We start from the raw sequence: 19,401 nt of genomic DNA on the forward strand, positions 1-19,401 counted from the left end.
AAAATTTCCTGCTGTACAAGGAGGTTCCGTGTCACAAGAAATAATTTACACATTAACTGTTGGGGTGTAGCATCAAGAGAAATTAACAGGGGGAATATTAATGAAAGTGTTAAAAATGTGGAATCGCTTAAGTATCGTAAAGCAAATCTTGATTGGCTTGATTGTTGGGATTATCTTGGCTGTTTCGGTTCCGGAAGCAGCAAAATCTTTAACCATTTTCGGGGCATTATTTGTAGGAGCATTGAAAGCAATCGCTCCGGTATTAGTGCTGTTTTTGGTTATGGCATCGATTGCCCAGCACAAAAAGGGCCAGCAAACCAATATGAAATCAATCGTCTTCCTTTACCTATTAGGAACGTTTTTAGCGGGATTAATAGCCGTAATCGCTAGTTTTATATTCCCGGTAAGTATAAGCCTTACTCAGGGCGCTGAAGATCTGGCGGCTCCTGGAAGTGCAATTGAAGTAATCAAAACCTTGGTATTGAACGTTGTCGATAATCCGGCCAACGCTCTTATCAATGCGAACTATATCGGCATTTTAGCTTGGGCAATTGTCCTTGGGCTGGCATTAAGAAATGCCGCTGATACAACAAAAACCTTAATCACAAATTTCTCTGATGCTGTTGCCAAATTGGTCGGCTGGGTCATTAAACTTGCGCCACTTGGTATCATGGGTCTAGTAATTGAGTCGATTACGGCAAACGGCCTTGAGTCGCTGTTAAGCTATGGAAAATTGCTTGCTCTTTTGATTGGCTGTATGCTTTTTGTAGCTCTTGTGGTCAATCCACTGATTGTCTATATAAACATCCGCAAAAACCCATATCCGCTTGTATTTAGATGTTTACGAGAAAGCGGCATTACTGCCTTCTTTACACGCAGCTCGGCAGCGAATATTCCTGTGAATATGACATTATGTGAAAAACTAGGTTTGGATAAAGACACTTATTCAGTATCCATTCCATTAGGTGCTACGGTTAATATGGCAGGAGCGGCAGTTACGATTTCTGTTCTGACTCTTGCTGCAGTGCATACACTTGGCATCCAAGTGGACATTCCTACCGCTATTATCCTGAGCGTACTGGCAGCTATCTGTGCATGCGGGGCTTCTGGCGTTGCTGGTGGTTCACTGCTGCTGATTCCATTAGCGTGTAGCTTATTTGGAATTCCGAATGATGTAGCGATGCAAGTCGTAGGTGTAGGGTTCATCATTGGGGTATTGCAAGATTCATTTGAAACATCACTTAACTCTTCAACAGACGTCCTTTTCACAGCAACGGCTGAATATAAGAAGCGTCTGCAAGAAGGAGAAGCAGTGGCTATCAATAAAGCGTTCGATATCCAAAAACCTTCGGAAGACCTGGTGGAAAGTTAAACTAATTTAGCAATCAAAATTAAATGAAAATCAAAGAGGGCAACCAGCTTGGGATCAAGCTGGCTGCCCTCTTATTTTTTGCTTTTTTAGGGTGTCTTCGCGAAAGCATTTGAGAAACGGCGGATGTCCGCAAAGTGGTTGGACACCTTTACGAACAGTTGTAGATGTTTACGAAAAAAAAGTTAATTAATATTGCCAATTATACCTTTTAGGTATAGTGTTAAATTAAAAAATAATTCAGAAAATTCTGTTTATAAAGAAGGTGAGCCGAAGATTTCCTAAATCCAAAACTTTGTATTCCTTATTACCGGAAGTCGCGGAAGTTTTAAAGTTTAGTGGCATTATATGGGGTGTTAAAAACATCGGTGCATAAAACAACTGTTTTTTATTGCTTTGTCAATTGTTGAATTCAAAAAAATTGGAGAGATCAAAATGACAAGCATTATTGCCGAAAAATCACATCTTTTTTATGCAAGAGTCGCTGGACTTGGATTGCTGATAGTAATTCTAACCACCTTAATTCTCAATATGTTCGTGTTCGGAAGCTTATTTATACCAGGAGATGCAGCAGCAACTGTAACTAGCATTACTGCGAATGACTTGTTATTCCGTTTAGGAATTGCAGTTTTCACCCTCGTGATTGTTTTGGAGGTAGTCGTAGCTTGGGCACTTTATACCTTATTAAGACAGGTAGATAAGAGCCTTGCCTTGCTGGCGGTATTGTTTAGGCTGATCTACACCGCTACTTTAGCAGCATCTATTTTTAATTATTTAAGTTTGTTGCAGTTGATTCAGCAAGAAATCTACTTGGAGGTGCTGGAAACAAACCAGTTCCATGCACAGGTGATATTCTTAATGGATGCTATTTATCATGGTGGATTCATTGGACTCGTTTTTTTGGGCTTTCATTTACTCCTTCTCGGATATTTGGTTTTTAAATCAGCGTTCATGTCCAAAATCATTGGAATATTGGTGATGCTGGCAGGGCTAGGCTATCTGTTCGATAACTTTGCCTTTTTATTGGTTGCCAACTACATCGAATACGAAACTATATTTGTTCTGGTGCCATTCTTTCTTGGAATAATAGGGGAACTAGCATTAGCCATATGGCTATTGGCAAAAGGAAAGAAAATCTCAAAAATGGAGCCGACGAAAGCTAGCTATGAAGAAGGAGTTAATCCATGAAAGCCGGCGACCATAAAACAGGGGGACCTTAATTTGAAATGCCAGTGAAAGGGCAGCAGCTAACATATCAGGGCTTTTCAGAAATTCATTTTTATCCATCAGTACGCAGATTTGAAAACACAAAAGAGAGCAGCTGGCTTAATTAAAAGCCGACTGCTCTTCTTTTATTTCTTCTTTTTCTTTTTCTCGATCGCCACCAAAAATGGCGGCGAATGGCGCTGGTTGATAAACTCGTATTTTAATACGTCATAAGAAACCTGTGGCAAGTCCTGGACAAATTCCATGACGGCATCCCGTTCTTCGCTGCCGCCGTCGTGGCCGCTGTAAATGACGACAAGCAGCAGCCCCTGTTCTTTCAGAAGGCTTAAACATTGCTCCATTGCCCCCAAGGTGCTTTGGGCTTTTGTGATGATTCTATGGTCGCCTTTTGGCAAGTAACCCAGATTAAAGACAGCTGCTGCAATCGGTTCCGCTACATACTCGCTGATTTTTGCATGGCTGTCATGGATCAGTTCGACATGCGTAAATTCTTCCGTGCGCTTTCGTGTAGCATCGATTGCCTCTTGCTGGATATCAAAAGCGAAAACCTTGCCGCTTTCACCGGTCAACCCGGCAAGAAAATATGTGTCGTGTCCATTCCCGGCAGTTGCGTCAATGACGATATCTCCCCGGCGGACCGTTTGTTCCAATAAGCTTTTTGTAAAAGGCAGGACTCGCTGCAGCGTCATATTTCACCACGCTCCGTAAATAATTTTCCTTGCCAGCTATTGCGTGCTTCCAATTCTGCGTCGATGCCATTCAGCACGTCCCATTTATTGGCGCTCCACATTGGGCCAATCATCAAATCAATCGGGCCGTCTCCTGTAATGCGCTGGACGACCATTTCCGGCGGCAGTACTTCGAGTTGGTCAGCGACTAGCTGGATGTACTCTTCCTTGCCCAGAAATTCAACCATCCCTTTTTCATATTGCTTCACCATCGGCGTTCCTTTCAGCAGGTGAAGCAAGTGGATTTTAATTCCCTGGACATCCAGTTTAGCCACTTCCCGTGCAGTTTCGAGCATCATGCTGCGATCTTCAAGCGGCAGACCGTTTATGATATGCGTGCAGACACGGATGCCGCGCTTACGAAGTTTGGCCACTCCTTCCACATACGCTTCGAAATCATGTGCTCTGTTGACAAGCAATGCTGTCCTTTCATGGACAGTTTGCAGACCGAGTTCCACCCAAAGGTAAGTGCGCTCGTTCAGCTCTGCCAAATAATCGACGACATCATCCGGCAGGCAGTCGGGACGAGTTGCAATACTGAGCCCGACAACGTTTTCCTGTTCGAGCGCCGCTTCAAATTTTTCTTTGATGACGGGAAGCGGGGCATGGGTATTGGTATAAGCTTGGAAGTAGGCCATGTATTTGCCGTCTTTCCATTTGCGGTGCATTTTTGTTTTGATTTTTTCAAACTGGACGGCAATCGAATCGATCCGGTCGCCGGCAAAATCACCGGATCCCGCTACGCTGCAAAACGTGCAGCCGCCGTGGGCAACGGTGCCGTCACGGTTTGGGCAGTCAAAGCCGGCATCGAGTGCAATCTTCATCACTTTCGAACCGAAGTGGTCCCGCAAATGGCGGTTCCACGTATAGTAGCGTTTTCCATCAGATGCAAAAGGCAAGGTGGTTTCCATCTCTAACAACTCCTCTGAAAAGTATTGTATCATGGCCTGAATTAAGGCTACAACGCCTGAAAAATCTGATTTTACGGGAATCGAAATATTTTTCTTGTAGAGAGGATTTAAAGGGAATACAATGTCTTTTGGAATTGGAAAAAAGGGAGGGATTGCGATGCCAAAACGTGTCTGGCTTTTAATCATCGGAATGCTCGTTAACGTAACAGGAAATTCGTTTTTATGGCCTTTGACTGCAATATATATATATGATCATTTAGGGAAATCTTTGTCGATCGCCGGACTCGTTTTAATGGCAAACGCAGGAGCTGCCGTAATCGGAAATTTGCTTGGTGGAGCACTTTTTGATAAATTTGGCGGCTATAAATCCATCATCAGCGGAATTGTCGTTACCGTCCTGGCTTTGTCAGGGCTTACTCTATGGCATGAGTTTTTGCCGTTTGTCATCTTTTATACAATTATTGGCTTTAGTGGAGGAATTGTCTTTCCAAGCATGTACGCCATGGTCGGAACAGTGTGGCCAGAGGGCGGGAGAAAAGCTTTTAATGCCATTTACTTGGCCCAGAATGTGGGCGTGGCAATAGGACCGGCGATGGCCGGTTTTTTAGCGGCTTACCGCTTTGACTACATATTCGCAGCAAATTTAGGGATGTATATCTTGTTTTTCTTTATCGCGCTGTTTGGCTTTAAATCTATGTCGATTTCTCCTTCATCGCATACTTCTGTATTTAATGAAGGGAAGAAAATACGCAATCGTGCACCCTTTAATGCATTATTAATCGTCTCAATCGGGTATTTCCTCTGTTGGATTGGCTATGTGCAATGGCAGTCGACCATTTCCGCTTATACACAGGAAATTGGCATTACGCTAACGCAGTACAGCTTCTTATGGTCATTGAACGGCTTCTTGATCGTGGCTGGCCAGCCGTTTATTCGGCCAATCATGAAAAAAATTGAAGATAATATCAAAAGCCAATTGGTTATCGGTATTCTGATTATGATGGTTTCGTATATCGTCGTGGCGTTCGCACAAGATTTTTCGATGTTTATTGCCGCGATGGTGATATTAACAATTGGAGAAATGTTCGTTTGGCCCGCAGTTCCGGCGCTCGCTAATCAGTTGGCTCCAAAAGGACGTGAAGGGTTTTACCAGGGAGTCGTCAACAGCGTCGCAACAGGAGGGCGCATGGTCGGGCCGCTGCTTGGCGGCGTAATGGTCGATTTATATGGCATACCGGCATTATTTATACTGGTGACTTTATTGGTGGCAGTGGCAATCGTGACAACTTTGTTTTACGACCGCCCCTTAAAGCAAGCACAGGCACAGCGTCTGCAGGAAAACTTGAATTAATCCATTTAGAGCCGGAAGATTGGGGGAACCCCTTTTTTCGGCTCTCTTCATATTGCGTTTTATGAGAGAGTTTGTTTAAATTAGAAAGGAAGCGCTTTATTTAAATAATATTCTGCAAAATGAAATGGAGGCCACTTTTGATGAAACCGATTTATGGTTCTGCTCAAGAAGCAGTTGAACAAATACAGGACGGCGCCACGATTATGGTGGGCGGATTCGGTTTGGTTGGAATTCCGGAACAATTGATCTTGGCGCTCGTGGACAAAGGAGTAACAGACCTTACCGTTATTTCGAATAACTGCGGCGTAGATGAATGGGGACTGGGATTATTGCTTAAAAATAAACAGATCAAAAAGATGATCGGCTCTTATGTGGGTGAAAACAAAGAGTTTGAACGTCAGGTGCTGTCCGGTGAAATTGAAGTGGAACTGACGCCTCAAGGGACGCTAGCAGAAAAAATGCGCGCAGGCGGAGCTGGCATTCCAGCATTCTTTACTCCGGCAGGGGTCGGCACGACCGTTGCAGAAGGAAAAGAAATACGTGAATTCGAAGGCAAGGAATATGTGCTTGAACATGCGTTAAAAGCTGATTTTGCATTGGTGCGTGCAGCTAAAGCCGACAAGATGGGCAATCTGATGTATAACAAAACGGCTCAGAACTTTAATCCGCTGGCTGCAGCAGCAGGGAAAATCACTATTGCAGAAGTAGAGGAAATCGTGGAAATCGGTGAAATAGATCCAAATCACGTTCAAACACCAAGCATTTATGTACAAGGCTTGCTGCAGGCAAAACAGGAAAAACGAATTGAACGGTTAACGACTCGATCTGTTTAAGAAAGGACGGGAACTCTGTGGATAAAAATTTAGTGAGAGAACGAATTGCAAGACGTGCCGAAAAAGAAATTAAAGACGGCGATTACGTCAATTTGGGCATCGGTATGCCGACATTGGTAGCGAACTTCATTTCGGACAATAAAAGCGTCGTGCTGCAATCTGAAAACGGATTGCTTGGCATCGGCCCTTATCCGACCGAAGAAGAAGTCGATCCGGATCTGATCAATGCGGGCAAGGAAACAGTTACTACCATCCCGGGTTCTGCCTTTTTTACAAGCGCTGAATCGTTCGCAATGATCCGCGGGGGCCATATCGATGTCGCCATCCTTGGCGGCATGGAAGTGGCTGAAAACGGCGACTTGGCGAACTGGATGATTCCAGGGAAAATGATCAAAGGCATGGGCGGTGCAATGGATTTGGTGCATGGCGCTAAAAAAGTCATTGTCATCATGGACCATGTGTCAAAAGACGGTTCGCCTAAAATCAAAAAGCAATGTGACTTGCCATTGACCGGCAAAGGCGTCGTCAATAAAATCATCACGGAACGTGCGGTGATCGAAGTGACCGATAACGGCCTGGTGCTGTCCGAAGTGTTCGAAGGATTCTCCGTGCAGGACATCATCGATTCAACCGATGCGCCGTTGAATACAGAAAATGTGAAAGTTTCTTAATGTATTGCCAAAAAACGGCGGCTCCGCTAGAATGAATAGTAATAATAAATGACAGTGAAGAGGATCAGTAGATTGTTTCTATTCCCAAGAGAGCCGGCGGTTGGTGCAAGCCGGTGAATGTAACAGTCGAACTCACCTTGGAGTCCGTGTATATGAAATTGAGTAATATACACCGTTTTCCGCGTTAAGGAGTCAAGTTGAGCGGGCAGCCGCTAATTTGGGTGGTACCGCGGGAAACTCCCGTCCCTTATTTAAGAGGGACGGGAGTTTTTATTTTGAGGAGGAACAGAGATGACATTCAAGCACAAAACAGTTGAAAAGAAATGGCAAAAATACTGGGAACAAAATAAAACCTTTAAATTGGAGACGGATTTTTCAAAGCCAAAGTTTTACGCTTTGGATATGTTCCCATATCCGTCAGGTGCCGGCCTTCACGTAGGGCATCCTGAAGGATACACCGCAACCGATATCTTGAGCCGCATGAAGCGCATGCAAGGCTATAACGTTCTTCACCCGATGGGCTGGGACGCATTCGGCCTTCCTGCAGAGCAATATGCACTTGATACCGGAAACGATCCGGCTGAATTCACTGCGAAAAACATCGCGACATTCAAACGCCAGATCCAGGAACTTGGGTTCTCGTATGATTGGGACCGCGAAGTGAATACAACGGATCCATCTTACTATAAATGGACACAATGGATCTTTATCCAGCTTTACAATAAAGGATTGGCATACGTTGATGAAGTGGCTGTAAACTGGTGCCCGGCACTGGGAACAGTGCTTGCCAATGAAGAAGTGGTCGATGGTGTTTCCGAACGCGGCGGCCATCCGGTAGAGCGCCGCCCAATGCGCCAATGGGTGCTGCGCATCACGGAATATGCTGACCGGTTGCTGGAAGATTTGGATGAGCTTGACTGGCCGGAAAGTTTGAAAGACATGCAGCGCAACTGGATCGGGAAATCGGAAGGGGCGGAACTTGAATTCCAGATAGATGGAAACAGCCATTCGTTCCGTGCCTTCACCACTCGCCCGGACACGATTTTTGGTGCGACGTATGCGGTTTTGGCGCCGGAACATAAATTGGTGTCAGAAATAACAACTCCTGACCACAAAGAAGCGGTTGAAGCTTATATTGATGAAGTGAAGACGAAAAGCGATTTGGAACGCACAGATTTGGCGAAATCGAAAAGCGGCGTCTTCACCGGTGCTTACGCTATTAATCCAGTAAGCGGTGAAAAAATGCCGGTCTGGATTGCGGACTACGTGCTTGCGACTTATGGAACAGGCGCCATCATGGCGGTTCCAGCACATGACGAACGCGACTATGAATTCGCGAAGCAATTCGATTTGCCGATTGTTGAAGTGGTTTCAGGAGGAGATATTTCAACTGAAGCTTATGCAGGGGACGGCGAATTGATCAACTCCGGCTTCTTGAATGGATTGAATAAAAAAGAAGCGATTGAAAAAGCGATTGCCTGGCTTGAAGAGCACGGCGTTGGTGAGAAGAAAATTACGTACCGCCTTCGTGACTGGTTATTCAGCCGCCAGCGTTATTGGGGCGAGCCAATTCCAATTATCCACTGGGAAGATGGCACAATGACACCTGTCGAAGATAAAGACTTGCCGTTGATGCTTCCAGTGACGACTGACATTAAACCAAGCGGCACAGGCGAATCACCGCTTGCCAATATTACGGAATGGGTCCATGTCGTCCATCCGGAAACAGGTATGAAAGGGCGCCGGGAAACCAATACAATGCCGCAATGGGCAGGCAGCTGCTGGTACTACTTGCGCTATATCGATCCAACAAATGACGAAGTTTTGGCCGATCCGGAACTATTGAAGCACTGGCTTCCGGTTGATGTCTATATCGGCGGGGCAGAACATGCCGTTCTGCATTTATTGTATGCGCGCTTCTGGCATAAAGTGCTTTACGATATCGGTGTGGTTTCCACGAAAGAGCCATTCCAAAAATTGTTCAACCAAGGCATGATTTTGGGTGAAGGCAACGAAAAAATGTCGAAATCCAAAGGCAATGTCGTCAATCCTGACCAGATCATCGAAAGCCACGGAGCGGACACACTTCGCCTTTATGAAATGTTCATGGGGCCGCTTGAAGCTTCCATCGCCTGGTCCACAAACGGCCTTGACGGCGCTCGCCGTTTCCTTGACCGTGTTTGGCGCTTATTGATTGAAGAAGAGCAATTGAGCGGCAAAGTCGTTGCTGGAACTGGCGGCCAATTGGAAAAAGTTTATCACCAAACGGTTAAGAAAGTAACGGAAGATTTTGAAGGGCTTCGCTTCAATACCGCTATTTCTCAAATGATGGTATTCATTAACGAAGGCTATAAAGCAGAGTCGATTCCAAAAGAATACGTAGAAGGCTTTGTAAAACTCTTGTCTCCGATTGCTCCTCACGTAGCTGAAGAGCTATGGGAGAAATTGGGCCATACAGAATCGATCACGTATGCAGCTTGGCCACAATACGATGAGTCGAAAATGATTGACGACGAAATCGAAGTGGTTGTCCAAGTAAACGGCAAAGTCAGAACGAAACTTGTTATTGCCAAAGACTCAACGAAAGAACAATTGGAAGCAGCAGCGCTTGCGAACGATCAAATCGTAAAAGCGGCGGACGGCAAACAGATCCGTAAAGTGATCGCGATTCCAGGGAAATTGGTAAACGTCGTAATTGCGTAATAAAGAGAAATTTAAAGAGCCTGTCCGGACCAGCTTAGCGCTGGTGGACAGGCTTTTTTGTACTGGTGCAAGCAAAGGGGATCATGAACTCAAAATTGCGGCTGAATCCAAAAAATCATGCTGAACGCAGATAAACATTTTCTAACGCAGATAAATTGTCAGGAACGCAGATATAATTCCATGGGCGCAGATAAAATGAAATAAACGCAGATATATGGATTCATAAAGAATCAACGTTCAATCCGGCATCCTTTTCCCAGCATTTCAGTCCTAATAGAAAAGCCGTCCACGTATAGGCGGACGGCAAGGAAAATATTATTAAGAGGTATGGGCAAATGCAGCAGCACTTCTGCCTGCCACATTTCCAGTGACCAGTGCGGAAGTGATATTATAGCCCCCGGTGTAGCCGTGGATATCCAGGATTTCTCCACAGAAGTACAGGCCGGGCTTTTTGCGGGAAGCCATTGTTTTTGGTTCGATTTCTTTAATCGACACTCCGCCGCCAGTAACAAATGCTTTTTCAATCGGTTGCGTGCCTGTAACGAACATTGAGAAACTTGTCAATTGCTGGGCAAATGCGCGCACTTTGTCGCTTGCAAGCTCCGCTCCGACTGCTTGCGGATCGATTCCTGCGCGTTCCATCAAAAACAGCAGCCAGCGTTCCTGAGTGATGCTTTTCCAAACGTTTTTCACCGCTTTTTTCGGCTCGTCTTTCATCATTTTATGAAGCAATTGAAAGGCCGATTCGGCATTTTCTTCCGGCAGCGTATTGATGCGCATTTCCACAGGCTGGCCGCCGTTTTTCTTCATTTCTTTGACGACATACTGGCTGCAGCGGAGAACCGCCGGGCCACTTAAGCCGAAATGGGTGAACAGCATATCCATTTGATGTGTGATGAGTGTTTTTCCTTTTTTATTCAACACGGATACTGCCGCGTCGCGAAGAGCAAGACCTTGCAGTTCGCGGTTGATGATAAATGGCTCTTTCGATAATAACGGAACTTCAGTGGGGTATAAGTCGGTAACCGTATGGCCGGCTTTTTCCGCCCATGGATACCCATCTCCAGTTGAGCCTGTTTGCGGTACCGCTTTTCCGCCAACTGCGACAACAATCGCTTTTGCTGTAAATTCTTCCCCGGAATGAAGGCGAACTCCTGTCACTTTTTCGTCAGTCATCAACAGCTTTTTTACAGGTGAATCCAATAAAACTTTAACGTTCAGCCGGTCCATTTCCTGGAACATGGCATCAGCCACGTCCTGTGCCCGGTTTGAAACCGGGAACATGCGACCATGGTCTTCTTCTTTAAGCGAGACACCCAAGCCTTCAAAAAAAGCGATGATGTCTTCGTTATTGAATACGGAAAACGGACTGTATAAAAATCGTCCATTGCCTGGAATGTTTTTGACAATTTCTTCAAGAGGCAAGCGATTGGTCACATTGCAGCGTCCGCCGCCTGAGATAACCAATTTTTTGCCCAGCTTTTTGCCTTTTTCAATCAATAAAACCTTTTGGCCTTCGGAAGCCGCAGCGACCGAAGCCATTAATCCTGAGGGACCCCCGCCGATAATTATAACGTCATACATAAAATAAGAACTCGCTTTCGTTTTTATTAGTGTCCAGACTCCAGCGCCTAGCTCCTCGGTCATAAGCCAGCCCAGCTGTGCGGCAAAGAACGCCACTTCGCTGTTCTGTCTTATGCCTGCCGGAGCTGAACAGGCGCTTCCGCTTTTCTCAAGTATACACCATGCGAGAAAACTCGTTGAGTAATTTCTTTTATAGGTGTACACTATCGTGTAGATTGTTTTTTTATCCCGCTATAATATCAGTGTGTTAGAAGAAGTTTTCCACGCTGATGAATGTTTTTTATTTTGAGAAAGTCAGGAAGTGTAAAATGTCAACGCTAATTAAAGGAACTGCTATATTAACCTTGGGTTTGTTTTTATCAAAAATCCTTGGAGTCATTTACGTCATCCCGTTTTACGACATGGTAGGGGAAGAAAATATCGGCCTTTACCAATATGCTTATATACCTTATAACTTGATGCTGTCGCTGGCAATTTCGGGAGCGCCGATCGCTTTTTCGAAATTTGTCGCGAAATACAATTCGCTCGGAGACTATGAAACCGGCAGGAGATTATTGAAATCCGGTTTGCTGACGATGATGATCACCGGCTTTGCTGCATTCCTCCTGTTGTATTTCTTTGCAGGTCCGCTTGCGGAAATTACCATCAATAAAAACGAAAAAGTCCATACCGTGCAGGACGTCAAAGAAGTGATTCAATGGGTAAGTTTTGCTTTGATCGTCGTGCCGTTCATGAGTTTGTTCCGCGGGTTCTTCCAAGGCTACAATTTCATGATGCCAACAGCCGTATCCCAGCTGATTGAGCAAATCATCCGTATTGTGTTTCTGCTTGGAGGAGCCTACCTGGTTCTGAATGTCTTTGACGGCACTCCGGAAACCGCTGTTCAGATTGCAGTGCTGTCCGCATTTGTCGGGGCACTTGGCGGCGTTCTCGTTCTGTTCTATTATTGGAGAAAGAAAAAGCCGGAGTACAACGAACTGCGCGCTAAATCGGTTGAATCCTACGATGTGCGGCTGCGGGATATGTATAAAGAAATTGCCATCTATGCCGTACCTGTTGTTTTTTTAGGAATTGCCAATCCATTGTTCCAGTTTGTCGATATGCTGACGTTCAACAATGCGATGAGCACAACAGAAAATGCAGCCAGTTCAAGTATTTACTTGGGCATGCTGAACTTAACAACGCATAAACTGGTGATGATTCCGGTAATGCTTGCTACAGGTTTCTCGATGGCGCTAATTCCATTGATCACCAAATACTTTACGAATAAAGAATATAACTCGGTCAACCGGACTTTGGATCAAACGTTCCAGATTCTCTTATTTTTGACACTGCCGGCAGTTGTCGGAATGACGATGTTGTCTGACGAACTTTACCATGTGTTTTATGAAATCAGTGCGCCGGGATCAGAAATTCTTTCACATTATTTGCCGGTGGCGATTTTGTTTGCCATGTTCCCGGTTACCGCTTCGATTCTGCAAGGAATCAACCAGCAAAAATGGATCATTTTAAATTTACTGATCGGCTTATTATTAAAATTGGCATTGAACGTTCCGTTGATTGAGCGTTTTGAAACAGATGGGGCAATTGCTGCCACAATCATCGGTTATGTCGTGGCTATCGGCATGAACTTAGCTGTCATTAAAAAAACAATGGATTACCGGTCGAACATGGTTGTGCGGCGTTTATTCCTGATTGTTATATTGAATATAGTGATGGCAGCAGTGGTGTATTTTGTTTTGGCCGGAGTAGATTTGTTTATCGGCATGGATACGAAATTCCATTCGGTTGTACGCATTCTGATTGTCGGTGGAATTGGCGGAGCAGTTTATGGCTATATCAGTTTAAAAACGGGCATCGCCCAAAAACTGCTGGGAGAGCGTTTGACCAAATATACACGGAAATTCGGTTTCTAGGAGGGCATTATGCGTTTAGATAAATTTTTATCGAATATGGGCTACGGTTCCCGAAAAGAAGTAAAAGTCCTGCTGAAATCAAAAGCTGTGGAAGTAAACGGGGAAGTGGTGCGTGATCCGAAAGTCCACGTGAATGAAACAGCGGATCTTGTCACAGTCAGCGGAGAAAAAGTTGAATACACGGAATTTATCTACTTGTTGATGAACAAACCACAAGGCGTGATTTCGGCGACAGAAGACAAGTACGAAGGGACGGTAATCGATTTGCTGGAGGAAGCAGAGCGGAATTTTGAGCCGTTTCCTGTCGGCCGGCTCGATAAAGATACGGAAGGCTTTTTGCTGCTGACAAACGACGGCAAACTGGCGCATGAATTATTGTCCCCCAAAAAGCATGTCGATAAAAGATATTTCGCTGTGATAGATGGAAAGGTGACTGCTAAAGATGGAGCAGCTTTTGAACAGGGTGTTATGCTGGATGACGGTTATGTCACAAAGCCAGCACAGCTGAAGATCTTGAAGAGCGGAGAAAAATCCGAAATTGAATTGACCATCACTGAAGGAAAGTTCCACCAGGTGAAACGGATGTTTCAGAGTGTTGGAAAAGAAGTGACTTATTTAAAAAGATTGTCCATGGGGCCGCTGGAATTAGATCCGAAACTTAAACTCGGAGAATACCGCCATTTGGCTGAAGAGGAAATCGAATTATTAAAACAAAGAAAATGACCGCATCTGTTGCGGTCATTTTCTTTGTTTAGGGAGCATCTTTGCATTGTCTGAACTCCAGCGCCCAGGTTCTGGGGGATGTAAGCTTTCAGCTTTCTGACAAAAAGCGTCGTTTTGCTAAATCGTCTTATGCCGTCGAATCTAACGGGCGCTTGAGCTTATTACGATGTCATTTTGACCTTTTTATGCGTCGTTGTCCATTTGCCGCGAGTTGGGCTTTCTACCAAGTCGTTAAAGGCTAACACATTCAAATCTCTTTGAATGGTGCGAGGAGTGATGCCGAATTCATCGACTAAATCTTGCGTAGTTACAGTTCCGTTATCACGGATGTACTTATACATATCTTTAATTCGAATTAGCATGCGATCAGTTGTAGGTTTCAATATTAGAACCACTCCTTCATCTTTTTTCCAATAGGCAAAGACTAGCGGACGATAAGCTGAGGTATACTCAACGGTCTTGAAATAAAAGCCAATGACATCCCCTTTTTTTATAAAAATCTGTCAAATAGTATTATCTGACAATTTGATTATAGCGAAAAAACAATCTAAATTCTACAATTAACGATTATTTCATATAAAATTAACATTGCAGAGATATTATAATTTGTGTAAATTTGCTTCTAGTTCTTTAAATTTCTCGTAAAAGGTGTACAATAATTTTAACTAAAAGGGGAGTGAATTATGGATTGGCAATTAGAAGCTGAAAAACGAAGAAATGAAATCATCGAGGAATTGCAGCAATTAATCGCAATTCCAAGTATTTTAAGTGAAGAAAACACCCTGGAAGCCCCTTTTGGAACAGAAGTTAAACGAGCTTTAGAGTGGTTTATGGACAAAGGCGAAAAACGCGGCTATCAAGTGAAAAACGTAGCCAATATGGCAGCTCACCTGGAAACAGGAGAAGGCGAAGAATTGCTTGGAATTTTAGGCCATGTGGATGTAGTTCCAACAGGAACCGGCTGGACAAAAGATCCGTTCGGCGGAGAAATTGAAGGAAACAAATTGTATGGCCGTGGAGCAATCGATGACAAAGGACCGACAATTGCGGCTTGGACAGCGTTGAATATGGTGAAAGAAGCAGGATTTGAATTTACGAAACGGGTACGTTTAATCATCGGTACGGATGAAGAAAGCGGCTTTCGCTGCGTTGAGCGGTATTTTGAAACAGAAGAAATGCCGACAATGGCTTTTGCTCCAGATGCTGATTTCCCGATTATCAATGCGGAAAAAGGGATTGCATCACTTGTTTTTTCAAAAAAGACGTGGACAAAAAAAGATGCATTAATCACTTTCTCTTCCGGCAGCCGCACCAATATGGTACCGGATTTAGCAGAAGCTGCAGTCATTGGGGATTTGAGCGAGTGGCAACAAGACTTTGAAGGTTTTTGCAGTAAACAAGGAGTTCAAGGTGAAATTGAAGCCGATGATGGCAAGCTCCATTTAACCCTTCATGGCAAGTCGGCTCATGCAATGGAGCCGGATGACGGGGTGAATGCGGGTGTCCTGCTGGCGTTGTTTTTAAGAAACAAGTTGGACGGCGATGGCAAAGCATTCACCGGATTTGTCGCTGATCATTTTTATAACGATTCACGAGGCCGGCATCTTGGCCTTGATTTCACCGATACGGTTTCCGGAGATACGACGTTTAACGCCGGAATTATTCATTTTGAACAAGATAAACGGGCGGCAGTAGAAGTCAGCATGAGGTATTCAATCAGTTATCCATTTGAAGAAAAAATGGCAAATGTGAACCCGGATGATTTTGCTTTAGAAATCCGATCCAATTCCATTCCTCATTATGTAGATGGCAACGACCCATTCATCAAAACGCTTCAAAATGCTTATGAAAAACAAACTGGCAATACCGCAAACCTTCTAGCCATTGGCGGAGGAACTTATGCGCGGGTATTGCAAAAAGGTGTGGCATTCGGCATGCTGTTTCCAGGCGAGAAGGATGTTGCCCACCAAGCGGATGAATTTGTCGATATCGACAATCTAATAAAAGCCACAGCAATTTATGCTGAGGCAATCTATCAATTAGCTTGTAAGAAAAGCGGAGAAGCCTGATCAATCTCGACAGGCTTAAGACAGAACACGCAGGAAATCCTGATTTCAGGAAAAGCGGAAACAGCCGTTTAAGTTCGGCAGGTATAAGACGGACTGCCGAAGCGGCGCTTTTGGCCGCACAGGTGGGACGGTTTATGACCCGAGAACTTGGCTGTTGAAGCTGGCCAAGTAGTGGGCTGACTTAAGACCCCGAGAGACTGGGCGTCAGAGCTAGCCAGTAAAAAATGAGAAAAGAGGGATTAGACATGGATTGGATTTTGCATAATGGCGAATTTATTCGGGAAAATGAGTTGAACGTTTCTAAGGAAGACCGGGGGTACCAATTCGGAGATGGAATTTATGAAGTTATCCGGGTATATGAAGGCAATTTGTTCACCGCTGCAGAACATATCGACCGTTTTTACGAAAGCGCTGAGAAAATTAAAATTGTCATTCCGTTTACAAAAGATGTATTTCACAAACAGATGTATGACTTAGTGGAAATGAACGAAATCGATAACGGGCAAGTATATGTGCAAGTGACTCGCGGAGACGCGATTAGACAGCACCATTTCCCGCAAGCGACATCGCCGGTGATTGTGGCTTATACGAAAAAAGTGGAGCGTCCTGTGGAAATGATGGAAGCAGGCGTTAAAGCGAAATTTATTGAAGATATTCGCTGGCTGCGCTGTGATATCAAGAGCTTGAACCTTCTGGGAAATGTTCTGGCAAAACAGGAAGCGCATGAAGCTGGCAGCTACGAAGCCATTCTGCACCGTGGAGAAGTTGTCACGGAAGGTTCTTCTTCAAATATGTACGGCTTAAAAAATGGCGTTATTTATACACATCCAGCAAGCAATTTGATTTTAAACGGCATTACTAGAAGAGTGATTTTTAATCTCTGCAAAGAGCTGGGAATCACTGTCCAAGAAACTGCTTTTACTAAAACCGAGGCACTCGAAATGGATGAATTCTTCATGTCATCGACAACAGCTGAAATCATGCCGATTATCCAAATTGATGGACAGGATATTGGAGATGGAGTTCCTGGTGAACTGACGCAAAAGCTTCAGCAAGCATTCGAAGCCAACTTGAAGTTAACAGTAAAATCATAATTAGTGAATAAAGTGGTCGGCGAAAGCCGATCGCTATTTTTTTGTAATGATTTGAATGGTAAACTGAAGAAAGGTGATGATTATGCAGGCACATTATTTTATTGGCGTTAAAATTCCTGAGCCAGTGGCAAAAGAGATGGACAAGGCGAGAAGAAGCTGGAACTTAAAAAGCCATAAGCGGTACACCCATTGGTCGGATATGCATATTACGCTTCTTTTTATCGGCAACGATCCGCATAATGAGATTCAAGCAGCCGCGCAGGAATTGGCGAATATCAGCCACCCGCCATTTGAGCTAACGACAGGCAGCGTTAAGACGTTCGGAAATCCGGCTAAACCCCGCATCATTTACGCATCCGTAGGAGACAGTTCAGAGTTGGCAGATCTGCAAAGGAACGTCAAAGAGGCATTGCTTCGATTCAATCTGAGCCCAGATACAAAGGCATTTGTCCCGCATATCACTCTTGCTGGAAAATGGGCAGGAGGGCCGCCTTTAGAAATAGAAATGGAAATTGAGCCGATGACGTTCCAAGTAACAGAATTTTCCTTATTCCGGATTGAGCCTGGAAGCGTGCCCAAGTATATTCCAGAATTTACTTATCAATTGAGAAAAGGCGTGTAAAGCGCTATAGGCGAGGTCATATGAAAATTGTATTCATTATTAATCCGGTGGCAGGCAATGGCAATGCGTTGAAAAAATGGAGCCATTTTAAAAATACAATAAGCTTTCCTTACGAAATGGTTTTAACCCATTTCCCTGGAGATGCTACAAATCTAGTAAAGTCCATAAAAGAATCAGGTGAAAAGGCGCTGATCATCGGTTTTGGCGGGGATGGCACTTTACGTGAAATTATCGCCGGTGCTGCCGGAGCCGAGCAATTGATGATCGGTTCTATTGCTGCCGGTTCAGGGAATGACTTTGGCAGAGGGTTTTGCTCTTTTGAAGATGCTGTAGAAATTGAAAAATTTTTAAAGCAGCCAATCACTACAAAAGAAGATGTTGGCGAATTCCACAATGGAGAAACCTATCAATTTGTCAGCAGTTCAGGCATTGGTTTTGATGCGGAAATATCTTTTTTGGTCAATCGTTCAAACTTGAAAAAGTGGCTGAATAAAATCAATGCAGGGAAATTGGTTTATTTGTTGTACGTTATAAAAATGCTCGTCCGGCCTAAGAAATTCAGTTTGATAGTGGAGCACAATGGGCAAAAGCAGATATACGAAGATGTGTGGCTCGCTACCGTCAGCAATCAGCCGTATTTTGGTGGAGGCATGAAGATATCCCCAAACTCTAAAACAGATGACGGCTTATTGGAACTGACGGTGGTCCATCGTATTTCCCGCTTGAAACTGCTGCTGGTCTTTGGTACGGTTTTTACCGGAAGCCACACACGGTTTAAAGAAGTCATTCAAAAGAGCGGCGCTGAATTCAGACTAACCGTTGACGACTCCATCTTCCGCCATGTTGATGGAGATTATGCGGGAGAAACACCGAAAGATGAAACGGTGTCGTATGCAGTAAGCAAGAAATATTGGTATGCCGTAAATATAAGAAAGAAAGAGGAAATTAAATGAGATCACGTTACAAACCATGGGCAGCAGATTTAATCGCAGACAACCCCGAGATTGTCATTTCGTCCCCAGAACAGCAAAAAGGCAAATGGAAAGAAGTTTTTGGCAACGATAAGCCGCTTCATATTGAAGTGGGAACCGGCAAAGGCCGTTTTATCATCGGTATGGCAAAAGCCAATCCGGACATCAATTATATCGGCATTGAATTGTTTGATAGTGTGATCGTCAGTGCTCTTGAAGGGATTCTCGATGACGAAGAAGGAGTACCTAACTTGCGTCTATTGAGAGTAAATGGAGCAGACTTACTGAATTTCTTTGAAAAAGGCGAAGTGCAGCGCATTTATTTGAACTTTTCAGATCCATGGCCAAAAACGCGTCATGAAAAGCGCCGTTTGACTTATAAGACATTTTTGGAACTATATGAATCGGTACTGCCGCCAAATGGCGAGATTCATTTTAAAACAGATAACCGAGGGCTCTTTGAATATTCGCTTGTCAGCATTTCGAAATATGGCATGTTATTGAAAGATGTTTCATTGGATCTTCATGCTAATGAACCGGAATGGAATATCATGACCGAGTACGAAGAAAAGTTTTCGAAAAAAGGCCAGCCGATTTACCGGCTTGAGGCGCAGTTCCAAGCAAATTGA

17 protein-coding genes and 1 other annotated feature are annotated in these 19,401 nt (G+C 44.3%); of the genes, 13 read left to right on the forward strand and 4 right to left on the reverse strand.

The features are described from left to right. Nucleotides 1–100 precede the first annotated feature (100 nt). Nucleotides 101–1,372 carry a serine/threonine transporter SstT gene (gene sstT, locus QWY16_RS06775; RefSeq protein ID WP_300992191.1) on the forward strand — a complete coding sequence of 424 codons (1,272 nt, stop codon included), beginning with the start codon at nt 101–103 and terminating at the stop codon, nt 1,370–1,372. Between the two features lie 432 nt (nt 1,373–1,804). After that, entirely contained in the window at nt 1,805–2,557 is a 753-nt protein-coding gene (locus QWY16_RS06780) for a DUF4386 domain-containing protein (RefSeq protein WP_300992193.1), read from the forward strand. A 164-nt stretch (nt 2,558–2,721) separates the two neighbouring features. Here the strand turns inward: QWY16_RS06780 and mnmM are convergent, their stop codons facing one another. After that, nucleotides 2,722–3,285 (reverse strand): tRNA 5-(aminomethyl)-2-thiouridylate-methyltransferase MnmM, encoded by a 564-nt coding sequence (gene mnmM / locus QWY16_RS06785; protein ID WP_300992195.1) that lies wholly within the window; start codon nt 3,283–3,285, stop codon nt 2,722–2,724. After that, nucleotides 3,282–4,235 carry a tRNA modification radical SAM protein MnmL/YtqA gene (gene mnmL / locus QWY16_RS06790; protein ID WP_300992196.1) on the reverse strand — a complete coding sequence of 318 codons (954 nt, stop codon included), beginning with the start codon at nt 4,233–4,235 and terminating at the stop codon, nt 3,282–3,284. The genes mnmM and mnmL overlap by 4 nt, the downstream gene beginning before the upstream one ends. A 157-nt stretch (nt 4,236–4,392) precedes the next feature. On the opposite strand from mnmL, the gene QWY16_RS06795 reads away from it, so the two are divergent. The 4 genes from QWY16_RS06795 (at nt 4,393) to leuS (ending at nt 9,793) form a co-directional block, all read left to right on the forward strand. After that, entirely contained in the window at nt 4,393–5,586 is a 1,194-nt protein-coding gene (locus QWY16_RS06795; protein WP_300992198.1) for an MDR family MFS transporter, read from the forward strand. Nucleotides 5,587–5,726: 140 nt separating this feature from the next. Next, a complete protein-coding gene (locus QWY16_RS06800) occupies nt 5,727–6,419 on the forward strand; it encodes a CoA transferase subunit A (RefSeq protein WP_300992200.1) in 693 nt (230 codons plus the stop codon). Between the two features lie 17 nt (nt 6,420–6,436). Then, a complete protein-coding gene (locus tag QWY16_RS06805; RefSeq protein WP_300992202.1) occupies nt 6,437–7,090 on the forward strand; it encodes a 3-oxoacid CoA-transferase subunit B in 654 nt (217 codons plus the stop codon). A 45-nt stretch (nt 7,091–7,135) separates the two neighbouring features. Further along, nucleotides 7,136–7,341, forward strand: a binding site (T-box leader). 40 nt (nt 7,342–7,381) lie between these two features. Beyond that, nucleotides 7,382–9,793, forward strand: a complete 2,412-nt coding sequence (gene leuS / locus QWY16_RS06810) for a leucine--tRNA ligase (protein WP_300992204.1) — start codon at nt 7,382–7,384, stop codon at nt 9,791–9,793. A 318-nt stretch (nt 9,794–10,111) separates the two neighbouring features. Here leuS and QWY16_RS06815 read toward each other — a convergent pair whose 3' ends face one another. Further along, the gene (locus tag QWY16_RS06815) at nt 10,112–11,377 is read right to left on the reverse strand and encodes a BaiN/RdsA family NAD(P)/FAD-dependent oxidoreductase (protein WP_300993325.1); all 1,266 of its coding nucleotides are present in this window, start codon (nt 11,375–11,377) and stop codon (nt 10,112–10,114) included. A 308-nt stretch (nt 11,378–11,685) separates the two neighbouring features. Between QWY16_RS06815 and QWY16_RS06820 the strand changes: the two genes are divergently transcribed. Next, nucleotides 11,686–13,293, forward strand: coding sequence for a putative polysaccharide biosynthesis protein (locus QWY16_RS06820; RefSeq protein WP_300992206.1), 1,608 nt, complete (start codon nt 11,686–11,688; stop codon nt 13,291–13,293). Between the two features lie 9 nt (nt 13,294–13,302). Next, entirely contained in the window at nt 13,303–14,016 is a 714-nt protein-coding gene (locus tag QWY16_RS06825; RefSeq protein ID WP_300992207.1) for a pseudouridine synthase, read from the forward strand. 161 nt (nt 14,017–14,177) lie between these two features. Here QWY16_RS06825 and QWY16_RS06830 read toward each other — a convergent pair whose 3' ends face one another. After that, nucleotides 14,178–14,399, reverse strand: a complete 222-nt coding sequence (locus tag QWY16_RS06830) for a DeoR family transcriptional regulator (RefSeq protein ID WP_036802205.1) — start codon at nt 14,397–14,399, stop codon at nt 14,178–14,180. A gap of 300 nt (nt 14,400–14,699) precedes the next feature. Here QWY16_RS06830 and pepV point away from each other — a divergent pair, with 300 nt between their 5' ends. From pepV to trmB, 5 genes are all read left to right on the forward strand, one after another. Further along, a complete protein-coding gene (gene pepV, locus QWY16_RS06835) occupies nt 14,700–16,085 on the forward strand; it encodes a dipeptidase PepV (RefSeq protein WP_300992208.1) in 1,386 nt (461 codons plus the stop codon). Nucleotides 16,086–16,330: 245 nt separating this feature from the next. Continuing rightward, entirely contained in the window at nt 16,331–17,179 is an 849-nt protein-coding gene (gene dat, locus QWY16_RS06840) for a D-amino-acid transaminase (protein ID WP_300992209.1), read from the forward strand. Between the two features lie 82 nt (nt 17,180–17,261). Next, nucleotides 17,262–17,801: an RNA 2',3'-cyclic phosphodiesterase gene (gene thpR, locus QWY16_RS06845; protein WP_300992211.1), complete on the forward strand. Its 540-nt coding sequence runs from the start codon at nt 17,262–17,264 to the stop codon at nt 17,799–17,801. A gap of 20 nt (nt 17,802–17,821) precedes the next feature. Then, entirely contained in the window at nt 17,822–18,754 is a 933-nt protein-coding gene (locus tag QWY16_RS06850; protein ID WP_300992214.1) for a diacylglycerol/lipid kinase family protein, read from the forward strand. Continuing rightward, nucleotides 18,751–19,401: a tRNA (guanosine(46)-N7)-methyltransferase TrmB gene (gene trmB, locus QWY16_RS06855; RefSeq protein ID WP_300992215.1), complete on the forward strand. Its 651-nt coding sequence runs from the start codon at nt 18,751–18,753 to the stop codon at nt 19,399–19,401. Before QWY16_RS06850 ends, trmB begins: the two co-directional genes overlap by 4 nt.

The organism is Planococcus shenhongbingii, assembly GCF_030413635.1.
GTDB lineage: Bacteria > Bacillota > Bacilli > Bacillales_A > Planococcaceae > Planococcus > Planococcus shenhongbingii.

Coding starts and splice junctions, on each gene's coding strand:
- sstT (WP_300992191.1), top strand. CDS start 101: ATGAAAGTGTTAAAAATGTGGAATCGCTTAAGTATCGTAAAGCAAATC.
- QWY16_RS06780 (WP_300992193.1), top strand. CDS start 1,805: ATGACAAGCATTATTGCCGAAAAATCACATCTTTTTTATGCAAGAGTC.
- mnmM (WP_300992195.1), bottom strand. CDS start 3,285: ATGACGCTGCAGCGAGTCCTGCCTTTTACAAAAAGCTTATTGGAACAA.
- mnmL (WP_300992196.1), bottom strand. CDS start 4,235: ATGGAAACCACCTTGCCTTTTGCATCTGATGGAAAACGCTACTATACG.
- QWY16_RS06795 (WP_300992198.1), top strand. CDS start 4,393: ATGCCAAAACGTGTCTGGCTTTTAATCATCGGAATGCTCGTTAACGTA.
- QWY16_RS06800 (WP_300992200.1), top strand. CDS start 5,727: ATGAAACCGATTTATGGTTCTGCTCAAGAAGCAGTTGAACAAATACAG.
- leuS (WP_300992204.1), top strand. CDS start 7,382: ATGACATTCAAGCACAAAACAGTTGAAAAGAAATGGCAAAAATACTGG.
- QWY16_RS06815 (WP_300993325.1), bottom strand. CDS start 11,377: ATGTATGACGTTATAATTATCGGCGGGGGTCCCTCAGGATTAATGGCT.
- QWY16_RS06820 (WP_300992206.1), top strand. CDS start 11,686: ATGTCAACGCTAATTAAAGGAACTGCTATATTAACCTTGGGTTTGTTT.
- QWY16_RS06825 (WP_300992207.1), top strand. CDS start 13,303: ATGCGTTTAGATAAATTTTTATCGAATATGGGCTACGGTTCCCGAAAA.
- pepV (WP_300992208.1), top strand. CDS start 14,700: ATGGATTGGCAATTAGAAGCTGAAAAACGAAGAAATGAAATCATCGAG.
- dat (WP_300992209.1), top strand. CDS start 16,331: ATGGATTGGATTTTGCATAATGGCGAATTTATTCGGGAAAATGAGTTG.
- thpR (WP_300992211.1), top strand. CDS start 17,262: ATGCAGGCACATTATTTTATTGGCGTTAAAATTCCTGAGCCAGTGGCA.
- QWY16_RS06850 (WP_300992214.1), top strand. CDS start 17,822: ATGAAAATTGTATTCATTATTAATCCGGTGGCAGGCAATGGCAATGCG.
- trmB (WP_300992215.1), top strand. CDS start 18,751: ATGAGATCACGTTACAAACCATGGGCAGCAGATTTAATCGCAGACAAC.